Origin of the sequence: Streptomyces sp. NPDC002133 (assembly GCF_040296405.1) — a bacterium.
Taxonomy (GTDB): Bacteria; Actinomycetota; Actinomycetes; order Streptomycetales; family Streptomycetaceae; genus Streptomyces.
On record NZ_JBEOXF010000062.1, the window covers coordinates 1 to 13,614 of the forward strand.

The 13,614-nt window shown below is 67.8% G+C and carries 8 protein-coding genes and 3 pseudogenes; 5 read left to right on the plus strand and 6 right to left on the minus strand.

Going from position 1 to position 13,614, the window contains the following annotated elements; genetic code table 11:
- Positions 1-202: 202 nt before the first annotated feature.
- From ABT078_RS35185 to ABT078_RS35195, 3 genes and pseudogenes are all read right to left on the minus strand, one after another.
- Positions 203-1,077 (minus strand): annotated as a pseudogene (locus tag ABT078_RS35185) (ABC transporter ATP-binding protein); the annotation flags it as partial.
- Positions 1,050-1,169, minus strand: a pseudogene (locus tag ABT078_RS35190) (ABC transporter permease); the annotation flags it as partial. The pseudogenes ABT078_RS35185 and ABT078_RS35190, both read right to left, overlap by 28 nt.
- Positions 1,170-1,306: 137 nt before the next feature.
- On the minus strand, positions 1,307-1,390 hold the full coding sequence (locus ABT078_RS35195) for a putative leader peptide (RefSeq protein WP_351235234.1): 84 nt from the start codon (positions 1,388-1,390) through the stop codon (positions 1,307-1,309).
- A 92-nt stretch (positions 1,391-1,482) separates the two neighbouring features.
- Between ABT078_RS35195 and ABT078_RS35200 the strand changes: the two genes are divergently transcribed.
- Together ABT078_RS35200 and ABT078_RS35205 are read left to right on the plus strand one after the other, a co-directional pair.
- Entirely contained in the window at positions 1,483-1,905 is a 423-nt protein-coding gene (locus ABT078_RS35200; RefSeq protein WP_351235157.1) for a secondary thiamine-phosphate synthase enzyme YjbQ, read from the plus strand.
- Between the two features lie 225 nt (positions 1,906-2,130).
- Entirely contained in the window at positions 2,131-3,546 is a 1,416-nt protein-coding gene (locus ABT078_RS35205) for a DEAD/DEAH box helicase (RefSeq protein ID WP_502981465.1), read from the plus strand.
- A 512-nt stretch (positions 3,547-4,058) separates the two neighbouring features.
- Here ABT078_RS35205 and ABT078_RS35210 read toward each other — a convergent pair.
- Positions 4,059-6,467 carry a DEAD/DEAH box helicase gene (locus ABT078_RS35210; protein ID WP_351235161.1) on the minus strand — a complete coding sequence of 803 codons (2,409 nt, stop codon included), beginning with the start codon at positions 6,465-6,467 and terminating at the stop codon, positions 4,059-4,061.
- A gap of 338 nt (positions 6,468-6,805) precedes the next feature.
- Between ABT078_RS35210 and ABT078_RS35215 the strand changes: the two genes are divergently transcribed.
- Positions 6,806-9,802 carry a DEAD/DEAH box helicase gene (locus ABT078_RS35215; RefSeq protein ID WP_351235163.1) on the plus strand — a complete coding sequence of 999 codons (2,997 nt, stop codon included), beginning with the start codon at positions 6,806-6,808 and terminating at the stop codon, positions 9,800-9,802.
- Between the two features lie 253 nt (positions 9,803-10,055).
- Here the strand turns inward: ABT078_RS35215 and ABT078_RS35220 are convergent.
- Positions 10,056-10,277, minus strand: a pseudogene (locus ABT078_RS35220) (SAM-dependent methyltransferase); the annotation flags it as partial.
- Between the two features lie 410 nt (positions 10,278-10,687).
- On the opposite strand from ABT078_RS35220, the gene ABT078_RS35225 reads away from it, so the two are divergent.
- Together ABT078_RS35225 and ABT078_RS35230 are read left to right on the plus strand one after the other, a co-directional pair.
- Complete coding sequence (locus tag ABT078_RS35225; protein ID WP_210586179.1) at positions 10,688-10,891, plus strand: cold-shock protein; 204 nt, start codon at positions 10,688-10,690, stop codon at positions 10,889-10,891.
- 174 nt (positions 10,892-11,065) lie between these two features.
- Complete coding sequence (locus tag ABT078_RS35230) at positions 11,066-12,553, plus strand: DEAD/DEAH box helicase (RefSeq protein WP_351235165.1); 1,488 nt, start codon at positions 11,066-11,068, stop codon at positions 12,551-12,553.
- 678 nt (positions 12,554-13,231) lie between these two features.
- Here the strand turns inward: ABT078_RS35230 and ABT078_RS35235 are convergent.
- Positions 13,232-13,549 (minus strand): hypothetical protein, encoded by a 318-nt coding sequence (locus ABT078_RS35235; RefSeq protein WP_351235167.1) that lies wholly within the window; start codon positions 13,547-13,549, stop codon positions 13,232-13,234.
- Positions 13,550-13,614: the final 65 nt, after the last annotated feature.

Below are 13,614 nucleotides of genomic sequence, written 5' to 3' on the forward strand. Positions count from 1 at the left end.
GTCGTCGAGGGTGGGGTCCTGCGCCTGGAGCATCGTGCCCATGGCACCGTCGGCCACCACCACACGGGTGGCCAGGAGCAGCGGCGCGCCGCCCGGCGCCGAGGCCGGGCGACCGTTCGCCGCAGGAACGCCCAGCAGCGGGGACACCGGGACCTTCGGGAGCAGCCCGCGCGCCCCCAGCTCGGGCGTCACGCCCTCCCCTCTGCTCGGACGCGATCGCGGCGGCGTCGATGGCGACGGGCACCCTCGTCCCGTACGAGCGCTTCACCGCGTCGAGAGCGACCTCGTACGGCAGCCCCGTGTCCTTCGCCCAGACCTTCGCCCACTCCTCCGGGTGATCGAACACCCAGGTCTGGGCGCGCCGCAGCCGCTCGACGAGGTCGCCGATCGCGGCCGCCTTCTCCTTGTCGGCGAGCGCCGACGGCGAGGCGACCTGGAAGCCGAGCCCGTTCACCGGTCCGTTGCCGTCCGCCCGGTCCGCGAGCAGGAGCGCCTCGTCCACGTCGTGCGTGACCAGCAGCACGGCGCAACCGCGTCGCTGCCACAGCCGGCGACCAGCTGCTGGGCCTTGAGCCGCGTCAGCGCGTCCAGCGCGCCGAACGGCTTGTCGAGCAGCAGCAGGTCGGGTTCGCGTACGAGCGCCCGGGCCGGCGAGGCCCGCTGCGCCTCGCCGCCGGAGAGCGTCTTCGGCCGGGCGCCCGAGCGGTGACCGAGACCGACCTCTTCCAATACACGCCCGGCGACGGCGCGTTCGGGCTTGCCCGACAGGCCGAGCAGCACATTGCGCCACACCCGTTTCCACGGCATCAGCCGCGGTGCCTGGAAGGCGACGGCCCGCCGTTCGGGGACGAGGACCGTGCCCTCGACGTCGCGGTCGAGCCCGGCGAGCACGCGCAGCAGCGTCGACTTGCCGCAGCCGCTGCGCCCGAGCAGTGCGGTGAACTCGCCCCCGCGCAGGGTCGGATCGAGACGGGCGATGACCGGACGGCCGTCGAAGGAGCGGATCAGCCCCTCGACGCGTACCGCCGTCGTCGCCTGAGGGACGGTGCTCACTCTCCCTTGAACGTCGGTCGCCATGGCAGCAGGAGCCTTTCGAGAGTGCGGACGATCGCGTCGGCGAGCAGACCGAGGAAGGCGGAGACGACGATGACGTCGGTGCGGAAGAACTGAAGCCGTGACCAGGGGGGCGAGGCAGGAGAGGGGAGAGGAGGAGACGTGCGAGCGGGAAAGAAGGGAGGGCGGTGCGAGCGCTACGGCCTACGCGCACGCTCGGCGCGTCGATCCCGTTCCCTGCGCTGAGAGGGCGTCAGCAGCCGCGGCGACACGCGGCGGAGGCCACCCGCCGCAGGTCGATGTGACCGCGCGTGGTGAGCAAGGCTGTACGCAACATGGCGCAGAACGTAGCGACCGGCCCGGCGACGGGTCAATGGTGTCCCGCCACGCGGACGCGCGACCCTGCAGGATGGGCGAGAGGATGGACGTATGCCCGAAGCCTTCACGACCAGAGTTCTGAACGTGGTCACCGGCTCGGCCGAGGCCGTGACCGACCTGACCCGCGAGTGCGAGAAGTTCCTGGAGGAGACCGCGGGGGGCCGGGACGGGCTCCTCCATGTCTTCGTGCCGCACGCCACCGCCGGGATCGCGCTCATCGAGACCGGTGCCGGCAGCGACCACGATCTGCTGGCCGCGCTGCACGTCCTGCTCCCCGCCGACGACCGCTACCAGCACCGCCACGGCAGCCCCGGCCACGGCCGCGACCACGTCCTGCCCGCGCTGGTGCCGCCGCACGCGACCCTGCCCGTCATCGGAGGGCGGCTGGAGCTGGGCACCTGGCAGTCGGTCTGTCTGGTCGACACGAACAGGGACAACCCGGAGCGGCAGGTTCGGTTGTCGTTTCTCGGGTGATGGTGTTGTGGGGGAACGACGGTAGGGCCGGACTCCGGCCGCGCCAAACGAGCCCCCAGGCGGCGTGACGCCGGCTTGCGTGGACCGGAGCCGGAGAGGGGGGCCCGTGCTAGCGTGATGCGTTTGCAGCGCCGTCGTACCGGAACTCCGTCCGACGCCTCGGGATCGGTGGCTGCGTCCCAGCCGCGCCTTCCTCGGTACGGTCCCTTCGGAGGAAGGCTCTCTGTGAGCGATTCAGCACGCGCCGACGCCCGGCAAGGTGACTTGGCCGTGTCGTCGCCCCTTAATCCGGCCTTGCCTCCGGCGGCGACCTTCTCGGAGCTGGGGCTGCCAGCCGAGGTGCTGCGCATGCTCGACGAACTCGGCGTGACAGAGCCCTTCCCCATCCAGGCGGCCGCGTTGCCGAACGCTCTCGCGGGCCGGGATGTCCTCGGCCGGGGGCGCACCGGATCGGGTAAGACGCTCGCCTTCGGTCTGGGGCTGCTCGCCCGGACGGCCGGGCGGCGAGCGGAGCCCAAGCAGCCACTGGCGCTCGTCCTGGTGCCCACCAGGGAGCTGGCGCAACAGGTCAGCGAGGCGCTCACCCCGTACGCCCGGGCGCTGCGGCTGCGCCTTGCGACCGTAGTCGGGGGGGTGTCCATCGGCCGGCAGTCTGCTGCGCTGCGCGAGGGGGTCGAGATTGTGGTCGCCACGCCCGGTCGCCTGCACGACCTCATCGAGCGCGCGGGCTGCCGTCTGGGACGGGTGCGCATCACCGTTCTGGACGAGGCCGACCGGATGTGCGACATGGGGTTCATGCCGCAGGTCACCGAGATTCTGGACCAGGTGCGTCCCGAAGGGCAGCGCATGCTGTTCTCGGCCACCCTCGACCGTGACGTGGACCAACTGGTCCGCCGCTATCTGCACGACCCCGCCGTCCACTCGGTCGACCCGTCGGCCGGGGCGGTCACCGCGATGGAGCACCATGTCCTGCTCGTGCACGGTCCGGACCGGTACGCGGTTGCCACGGAGATCGCCGCCCGTGACGGCCGCGTCCTGTTGTTCCTGGACACCAAGCACGGAGTCGACCAGCTCACCAGGCATCTGCGGGCCAGCGGAGTCCCCGCCGCGGCCCTGCACAGTGGGAAGTCGCAGCCGCAGCGCACCCGGACCCTGGCACAGTTCAAGAACGGAGAGGTCACCGCGCTGGTGGCGACGAATGTCGCGGCGCGGGGTCTGCACGTCGACGACCTCGACCTCGTGGTCAACGTCGACCCGGCCACCGACCCGAAGGACTATCTGCACCGCGCGGGTCGCACGGCCCGGGCCGGCCGGTCCGGCACCGTCGTGACGTTGGTGCTGTCGGGACAGCGCCGCGAGACGAGCCAGGTCATGGCGGAGGCCGGCATCGTGTCCACGAACACCAAGGTACGGTCCGGCGAGGCGGAGCTGAGCCGGATTACGGGCTCCAGGGCCCCCTCCGGAGTGTCCCTCGACGGTGGGCCCGCCGCAGCGCGGCCCAAGAACCACAACGCTCCGTTCCGCGGTCTGGGCACCAGCAAGGGCGAGGCTCGCGGCTCCGGCGGTAAGTCCCGCAAGGGGAGCGAGGCGCGCAAGCTCGGGGAAGCCCGCAAGGCGGCCCGCGTGCGGCGCGGCGGTTGAGTCGGGGCTGACCTGACGAGGAGCGCCGCGAAGCGGAACACGCGAGCGGCAAGGACGCTCTCTCGAGTTCCTGGTCGACTTCACGGGCCCGGCGCCGGACCCATTCCTGATGAAACCCCGGCCGGTCCGCCGCCTGGAGCACGGCACGTGCGGTCGAGGCATCACCGCGCCGCAGTGCGCAGACGACCATGGCGTCCAGGGGCCGCCAGTCCTCCGATGTTGAGTTCGATGGACCAAGTGGGTCCGGAAAGTTCGCCGCAGGTGGGGTCCGAGAGATCAGCTTCGGGAACGGCCTGGGACAGTCGCGAGTCCATCGTGTCGCCGGTCAAGCAGGTCCGAGGAGTGGTCGGCGGGGATCTTGTGCACCGAGGTGACGCCGTCGGGCAGGCGGAAGAGGAGCACGCCCCAGCTCATGGCGGCCTTCCGAGTAGGAGTTGAGGAGTGTGGCTCTGGCGGCGGTCAGAGAGATGGGGGCGCCTGGATCGGCCGACTGTGGTCGGCTCTCGCGTCCGTCAGCCGCCCGTGAGTAGGCGCTCGCGCTCGGCCGCCACGATCTCCCGTGCCAGCTCAGCGTCCGTGATATCGAACGCTTCCGGGGCGCTGTCGGCGGTTTCGGAGACGCGGGCAAACTCCGCGAAGAGTTGGTTCTTGCGCGCCAGGATCTCAATGATGCGCTGGTCGACGCCTTCTTCGGAGAGCAGGCGGTGTACTTGTACCGACTCCAGCTGCCCCATCCTGTGGGAGCGGCCGATGGCTTGCCATTCGGTAGTCGGCTTGAGCTGGGGCTCGCAGATCACGACGACCGATGCCGACTGAATGTTCAGACCGACGCCGCCTGCCACGATCTGCGCGACGAGGACTGCCCCGTGGCGGGCTTGGGAGAACTCATCAACCATGCTCTGTCGCTTCGCGGCGGCAACGGAGCCGGTAAGGGGCCCGAACACCTTCCCCGGAAGGACCGACGCCACTTCATCGAGGACGTCACGGAAGTACGAGAAGACCAGCACCTTGCGCTCGTTGTCCTCTGCCTCCTGGACGATGTCGATGAGGCGCTGCATCTTCTCGGACTTGGCGCCGGCGCGTAGCGCGGCCTGGCGCATGGCCATGAAGTTGCCCTCGATGACAGCCGCTCGGTAGTGCTGCTCGTCGGCGCTGGACATCGGCATCCACTCGTCGACTTCGAATCGCTCCGGGAGCTCGGTGAGGACGTCTTCCTGATTGCGTCGCAGGTAGGCCGGTGCCACCTGCTTCCGGAACTGGCGAGGAGCGATTTCCGAGGCACTGACCGACAGGTCTGGCCGGAGGTAGCCGACGAGATTGCGGAATTCCTCGATCCGGTTCTCCAGCGGGGTGCCGGTCAGTAGGATCGCTCGCTCCGAGCTCTTGATGAGGGCCGTGGAGCGCCGGGTTCGCTGGGCGTCCGGATTCTTGATGTAGTGCGCTTCGTCGAAGACCAGGCACGCAAGTTCGGCGCGTTCGGGGATCCGGCCTTCCAGCCAACCGAGGATGTCGTAGGTGGTGACCGCGACTCCACCGTTGCGGATCCAGGACTTCAGCGCGTCGTCGCGACCGGGCCCGTGCAGGCGATACGCGCGCAGATCGGACTTGGCCTGGACTTCGCGCACCCAGTTGGTCACGACAGCGGCTGGGCAAACGACCAGGAAGTGGGAGGAGCCTTTGGCGCGCAAGTGGGCGAGTACGGCGAGTGACTCGACCGTCTTTCCCAGACCCATCTCGTCGCCGATGATGACCTTCCGTTGCACGATCGCGAAGCGGGCACCGAATGACTGGTATCCACGAAGAGACACCTTCAGATGGCCGGTGTCGAGCTTGAGTTCCCTGACCGCCTCGACGATTTCGGTCGGTAGGTCGCCTTGGCTCTTCTCGGCGTCGTCGGCCAGGAATCCGAGCTCCGCGAGCATCGCGTAGTAGTCGGCCGGGCGGGCGATGAAATCCTCCCAAGGATCACCGCCTGCGGAGTCGTCCCCGCCGTTGAGCATCGCCCCGCGGCGCTCGACGGCCGCCAGCGCGGTACGCAACTCGGCGACGGTCCGGGCCTGGGGGACGAGAACCACGTGGGAGGTCTTGGAATCAAGGCTTTGGAGGAGCGGTCGAACCGCGTCGGCGGCAGCGAGGTCGGCTGTCGCGCTGCGGATCGAGCGTGCCGCGTCCCAAGCACGTATCGCCTTGAGGAGCTTCGTGGTGGCGCGGGATCGGTTCTTGATGTCGATCCGGACCGGCATCTCGTCCAGCGTGGTCTGCCAGATGGTCCGCGCGGCGCCGACCATCCGGTTGCCCGTCGTCTCACCGACTCCGGGGAGTGATCGAATCCGTGATTTCTGGTCGAGGACCTGCTGCACGTTCCTGATCCCGGCATCGATCAGCGCCGTGATGCGCAGTTGGCCGTTGGTTGCGTCCTTGAGCCGCTCGACGGGCATTTCGGCGACCAGCTTGCGAGCCTCGTCCTGTCGGACGGCATTGCCGGCGACACTGACTGCCGATCTGAACTGGTCCTCGCGCTGCAGGGCCTGATCGATTGCGCTGATCGCGGTCTTGGCGACGTCCAGTTCATGCCGCCCGACGAGTTCGGCCCGGTCGCCGAGGCGCTTGGCGAAGCCGACCGTGTCATCGAGGATGGCCGAGGGCCCGATTGCGGGGAGAGCCCTCCTGTCCCATGCTGCGAGGCTTTCCAGCTCGGTGACGAGTGGGGCGCTCGCAGCCCACTCGTGGAGGGATATCAGGTATGTCGCAGCTTGGCCTGCTTCGTCCTTGCGGCTCTTGCCCGACACTAGTCGGCGGGCACCGAACAGCGCCCGGACGGCCTTCAGCGCCGGGCCGACGTCGTCGGTCAACTGATGGATGCCGTGCTGGGCATTGGCCGTGAGCGCCGGAAGAGCCTGACGGCAGGCCAGGGAGGTCACCAGGTCGACATCGGACGGTGAGACCTGCAGTACGCGCCATGCGGTGGTGGCTCCGGTCCCGAGAGAAGCCACTCGGCCGAGGAATTCCCTGGTGGCGTCTTCCGCCGCTGCCTCTACGGGCTCACGTTCCTCGACGATCCTCGCCGCGAGCTTGCGCCACCCGCTGACTTCCTCCACCACACCACGAAGGTGCTGACGTTCTTCTCGCTCCATTGCCCCCGCCGAATCGCATGCCCTCTGCGAAGATTAGCGACCCCGGTTGACGAAGTCGACGGGACCGCAAAACCGCCGGAACGTCCGAGTAGCGTTCGCAGGCTGCCAACCAGGAGGTTCTGTACGTGCTGCTCGAGGAGCTCAAGCCGGGTCTGCGGATCGACGGACTCATGCCGGCGGAGGTCGTCACGGTCATCGCCGCTCAATGGCACGGTGCGAACGCACTCGAGCTGACCTACAAGACCGCCGCGGGCGGCCTCGACCAGCGGGTCGTCTTCCGAAAGGACGAGGACAAGCTGAGCGTCGCTCGCAGCGGCAGCCGCGCCTTCGACGCGAACGCACGTGACTTCAAGCTGGTCGCCGAGGCTCAGCGGATCTCACTGGCCGGCCTGTTCGACCCGATGATCGCCGTGGCGACCAGTGACGTTCAGCCGCTCCCGCACCAGATCCGCGCCGTGTACGGCGAGCTCATGCCCCGTACACCGCTGCGCTTCCTGCTCGCCGACGATCCGGGCGCAGGAAAGACAATCATGGCTGGGCTCTACATCAAGGAGCTCCTGCTGCGCGATGACGTCAAGCGGTGCCTCATCGTGGCTCCGGGGGGCCTGGTCGATCAGTGGCAGGACGAGCTCTTCTTCAAGTTCGGCCTCCGCTTCGACCTGCTCACGAACCAGCTCATCGACTCCCAGGTCCATTTCAATGTCTTCGAGACCACCCCGCTTCTGATCGCTCGTATGGACCAGCTCTCTCGTAACGAGCACCTGAAGGCGCAGCTTCAGGAGACGGAGTGGGACCTGATCGTCGTTGACGAGGCCCACCGCATGGGTGGGCACTACTTCGGTGGCAAAGTGGAGAAGACCAAACGGTTCCAGCTCGGCGAGATGCTCGGCGCGATCACTCGCCACCTGCTGCTGATGACAGCGACCCCGCACTCGGGAAAGGAGGAGGACTTCCAGCTCTTCCTCACCCTGCTGGACCGTGACCGGTTCGAGGGCAGGCAGAAGAGGAGCGCCGACGTCAGCGGGATCATGCGACGCATGATCAAGGAAGACCTGCTTACCTTCGAGGGCAGGAAGCTCTTCCCCGAGCGCCTCGCGGAGACCGTCCCCTACGAACTCACGGCACTCGAGTACGACCTCTACGAGGATGTCACCCACTACGTCCGCGAGGGGATGAACCGTGCCGACCGCATTGGCGGCAAACGCAAGAACACTGTCGGTTTCGCGCTTACTGTTCTGCAACGACGCCTGGCTTCCAGCCCCGAGGCGATCTACAAGAGCCTCGTGCGGCGTACCGAGCGCCTGGAGCGCAAGAAGCAGGAGATCCTCAACGGTACCTGGCGCGAGAGCATGCCCACGATCGACCTTGCCGACTTCGACAACGGCGACCTCAATGCCGAAGAGATCGAGGAGGCCGAGGAGGAACTGCTCGATGCCGCGACGGCGGCGCAGACGGTCGAGGAGCTCAACGTCGAGCTCATCGAGCTTCGGGCGTTGGTGAAGACGGCGCAGCGGGTTAGGGAGGCAGGTACGGACCGCAAGTGGACCGAGCTGTCCGCCCTCCTCCAAGACCACGCGCTGGTGACAGACGCCAATGGCCGGCCTCGGAAACTCATCATCTTCACCGAGCACCGCGACACCCTCCAGTATCTGCAGGGCAAGATCGGGTCGCTTCTGGGCAAGCCCGATGCCGTCAAGGCTATTCACGGCGACGTACGCCGGGCCGAGCGGCGGCAGATCACCGAGGAGTTCACCAAGAACCGCGACGTCCAGATCCTGCTGGCCACCGACGCCGCCGGCGAGGGACTCAACCTGCAGGCCGCACACCTGATGGTCAACTACGACCTGCCCTGGAACCCCAACCGCATCGAGCAGCGCTTCGGCCGCATCCACCGCATCGGCCAGGAGGAGGTCTGCCGGCTCTGGAACCTCGTCGCCTCCAACACCCGCGAGGGCGAAGTTTTCACGCGCCTGCTGGAGAAGCTCGACCAGATGCGCGAGACGTACGGCGGGAAGGTCTTCGATGTCCTGGGAGAGGCGTTCGCCGAGGCCCCGCTGCGAGACTTGCTGCTCGATGCCATCCAGTACGGTGAGCAGCCAGATGTCAAGGAAAGGATGCACGAAGTCATCGACACCACCGTCGGAGACGGCCTCAAGGGCCTTCTGGACGAGCGTGCGCTCGCTTCGGAGCACCTCTCGGATGCCGATCTTCGTGCTCTGCGCGCCACGATGGACGAAGCCCGCTCTCGACGTCTTCAGCCGCACTACATCGAATCGACGTTCAAGGACGCCTTCACCCGGCTCGGTGGCCGGATCGTCAAGCGCGAACAGGGGCGTTACGAGATAGCCAACGTGCCCCAGCACATCCGCTCGGCAGGCAACGGACCGATTGCCACCAAGTACGACCGCATCACCTTCGACCTCAGCCACGTCCAGCCTGACGACCGCGCCCGCGCCGACCTGGTCGCCCCCGGCCACCCGCTGCACGACGCCGTCATGGACGAAACCATCCGGAACTTCGGGGGTGCCCTGAACCAGGGCACCGTCCTCGTCTCGGCCGCCCTCGAAGAACCACACCTCCTCGTCGGGGTCGTCGAAGAGGTCGCGGACGCCACCGGTGAGTCGGTGGCCCGACGGTTCGCCTACGCCTACGTCGACAGCCACGGCACCGTGCACCCGGCCGGCCCCGCGCCCTACCTCGACTGCGCCGCGGCTCCCAATGGCGCGGCGACCCACATCGCATGCGGACTTCCCTGGCTCGCAGACGCCGAAGACAAGGCAACGAGCTGGATCATCGCCAACCAGCTTCCTGAATACCTGGCCGAGGTCCAGCCCCGTCGCCTGGCAGAGTTGATCAAGATCCGGGAACTGGTGACCAAGCGCCTGACCTCGGAGAGCGAGCGGCTGCTCCTCGATGCTGCGGCGGCCTCCGAGAAGGAACGGAGGGGCGAGAAGCCCAAGGAGTCCTCCGAGAGCCTCCACCGCAAGGCTGTCGAGCTCGATGTACGGCTTCGGAAACGTCTCGCACTGCTCGACCAGCAGCAGCTGATGTCGACGAAGCCACCGCAGATCCTCACCGTGGCGCTTGTACTGAGCGTTTCCGATCTACCCTCTCGCGAGTGAAGATTTGCTTTTGTGTGATCACGAGGAGGCGTGAAGCGCGGCGGTAATGCGATTCGGGCTGATCCGCAACAGGTCGAGTACCCGCCAGCGCCCGAGTTCGGCGGAGGCGCGCTCGGCAGGGGCGCGGAGCCTGGCGAGGGCGGAGTTGGCCTGCTTCTCCCAGCCGTTGTGTCCCTGGCCCTTGGGGGGCTTGATGGGAGTGCCGCAGGCCGGCCTGCGGCGGCCCCTCCCGGCGCTTCGGCGGTCGGACCAGGGTGAACGGCGCTCCGTCCCGGTCCGCGACGCGCCGTTCCAGTTCGAGCCCTGCGATCCGTGCCATCAGGTCGAGCACCGCCGACCACGCGTACCGATGCCGGGAGCTGCCGCGACGGTAGCGGCCGACGCCGCCGTCGCGGGTGAGGTTGTGCGATACGAGAATCTGCTCGACCAGGTCGAAGGTGTCGAAGCCGAGATGTCGCTCGGAGACGTCGAACGGCCATATGTTCGACAGGTGAGAGAATGTCGTGCCAGCTCCGGAGGCCGGGTGCCCCAATGCGGAGTTGCTAAGAAGGTGATAAAGAGACGAGTTCTCCTTGCGTTGCGCCTTATTTAAGCTGAAAATTAACCTTTCACGTGTATTCGAGTTCGCACAGGCTTGCGTGGCTGATTGGGCGCTCCCGCGAGGGTGGAGTGTGGTGTGGCGGGTGAAGGGTGGTGCGAAATGCGTGTGCCGTGCTAAACTTAACGGTAGTTGCAGTTGTGGTTCCCCAAACTTCAAGTGCCTTGGCGGCTGCATGTCGTCGGGCATTTTCGTATCTCCGGTGCTTATCCGGACGGGGTTCATTGTGGCAACGCATGGGTTCACACGGTGTGGACCCCTGGGCACTGCCCCGAAGGGGATCTGACATGGCTACTGGCACCGTCAAGTGGTTCAACGCGGAAAAGGGCTTCGGCTTCATCGAGCAGGACGGTGGCGGCCCCGACGTCTTCGCCCACTACTCGAACATCGCCACCCAGGGCTTCCGTGAGCTTCAGGAAGGCCAGAAGGTGAACTTCGACGTCACGCAGGGACAAAAGGGTCCGCAGGCGGAGAACATCACTCCCGCCTGACGCCGAAGCGTATGAGGTAGCTGGGGCCCCACCTTCAGGGTGGGGCCCCAGCTTGCTGATTTTTGTATTCCGGTGGACTTATTTTAGTCTCCAATTCCGGCTCGTTCTTGCAATTCATCCGGCTCATTTCTGTCGGGAATTCCTCGATGCGTGCCCCGTTGAGGAAGGTTCTCCATGAGCCGTTCAGCACACACGAATGACCGTTTCCGGCCACAGGGCCAGGGGCGCCCCGGCGCCAGTTCGGACGGCAGCGGGCGCCGCCCCTCCACGCCGCAGGGGGAGTTCGCGCTGCCGGTCACCGTCACCCCTGCCCTCCCCGCGGCTGCGACCTTCGGCGAGCTGGACATGCCCGCCGAGTTGCTGCAGATGCTTACCAGTCTCGGCCTGAACGAGCCGTTCCCGATCCAGGCCGCCACGTTGCCGAACTCCCTCGCGGGGCGCGACGTCCTGGGCCGCGCGCGCACCGGATCGGGCAAGACGCTCGCCTTCGGCCTGGCGCTCCTCGTGCGCACGGCCGGGCAGCGTGCCGAACCGCGGAAGCCGCTGGCCCTGATCCTCGTCCCAACGCGCGAGCTGGCCCAGCAGGTCACCGATGCGCTCGCCCCGTACGCCCGGTTGCTGAAGCTGCGGCTGGCCACTGTGGTCGGTGGCACGTCGATCGGCAGGCAGGCTGGCGCACTGCGTGCCGGGGCCGAGGTGGTCGTCGCGACCCCTGGCCGCCTCGCGGATCTCATCGAGCGCAAGGACTGCCGCCTGGACCGGGTGAACATCACCGTCCTGGACGAGGCCGACCAGATGGCCGACATGGGCTTCATGCCCCAGGTCACCGAACTGTTGGACCAGGTACGCCCCGAAGGCCAACGCATGCTGTTCTCGGCCACGCTGGACCGCAACATCGACCTCCTGGTCCGTCGTTACCTCCATGACCCGGTGGTCCACTCGGTCGACCTGCCGGCGGGCGTGGTCACCACGATGGAGCATCACGTGCTGCAGGTGCACGGCGCCGACAAGTACGCCACCGCCACCGAGATCGCCGCCCGCGACGGGCGCGTGATCATGTTCCTGGACACCAAGCACGCTGTCGACCAGTTCACCAAGCACCTGCTGAGCAGCGGCGTGAAGGCAGCGGCGCTCCACGGCGGCAAGTCGCAGCCCCAGCGCACCCGGACCCTGACCCAGTTCAAGGAGGGCGACGTCACGGTCCTGGTGGCCACCAACGTCGCGGCCCGCGGCATCCACGTCGAACATCTCGACCTGGTAGTCAACGTCGACCCGCCCGGCGACCACAAGGACTACCTGCACCGCGGTGGCCGTACCGCCCGCGCCGGCGAGTCCGGCACCGTCGTCACCATGGTCCTGCCCAACCAGCGCCGGGACATGGCCCGTCTCATGTTTGACGCGGGCATCAGGCCGCAGATCACGCAGGTCCGCTCCGGCGAGGCCGAGCTGAGCCGCATCACCGGCGCCCAGGCTCCCTCCGGTGTCCCCGTCAGCGGCAGGGGGCCGGTCGCGGAGCGCCCGAAGCGCGACGGTGCCCCCTTTCGCGGACTGGGCACCCGTCCGGGGCGGGCTGGTCGCGGCGGTGGCGAGTCTCGCCGGTCTGCTGAGGCCCGTCAGATTGCCGAGGCCCGCAAGGCCGCCAGGGTCCGTCGTGGGGCATAGGCCGCGTCAGGCTAACACCCCCCTTGCGGGCACTGCCACATGGCTGCCTGACAAACTGGGGAGTTGCCCTAACGGAGTTTCCGGACACCAACAGGGACAACCCCGAGCGACAGGTCCGGTTGAGCTTCTTGGGGGCGTCGTGACTCTGGGCGTGGGGCTTTTCGGCGTGTCCTGAACGTGGATCACCGGCATGGCGAGCCGCGCTCTGAGGATCGGGCGCAGTCGACTGGCCGGGCCGGGTGGTCATCCGGTACGCCGACAGGCTCCCGCGGTGCCGGAGCCGCGACACGCACCGGTCTTTGCCGTGTCCCCGTTTGCTCGGCTCCTGCTGTCGACCGAGCACCGTGACGGTCCTGGTAGCGGATGCCCGGCGGCGGGTTTCGCCGGTGATGTGGTGTCTGAGTCCGATGATTCCGAATCTCGCGAAACCTGGGTGTCCGGTGTTCGCGAGATGGCCGGCCGGTCGGCTCCGGGGAATGCCGGACCGGCGGCTCCACCCTCGTAAGTGCCGTACCGCTCACTCGGACGACGGCAGGTTCCCCCTTTCCGAGGACATCCTGCGAGCCGTGCGGGACGCGATGTCACGACCGGCCGACTGAACGTCCCGGCGACGACGCGCACACGATCCGCTGCCCCGTCGCACGGGAGCTCCGGCGGGGGCCCGGCCCGGCCCGCCGCTCACCGCCACGTACGTGCTGCCGACCGCGGCGGTGTGCGGAACAGCCGGCGGGCTGCCTGCTGTCCCGCCCCTCGACGCGGCAGATCCTCCGCCCACTGCTCCTCGATGACCTCGCTGCGGTCACTCTCCCGCGGCGTGCCGTCGCCGGAAGCGACAAGGCTCCTCAGGAGGCGCAGGAGTTCGGCGCTGCGGCAGCCGGGCTCGGCGTGGAGGACCACCAGGATGAGGCCTTCTGAGCCGGCGATGGCAAGCTTGTTCGAATGGAGATCGAGTTGCGAGTTCTCTCCTGCGCGGGGGGCGGTGAGCCCAACGGGCACGGCAATACGGTCTGGATCGACGTACCGAAGCGAGCGGGACCCGTCGGGGGGCGCGGCCGCGCCGC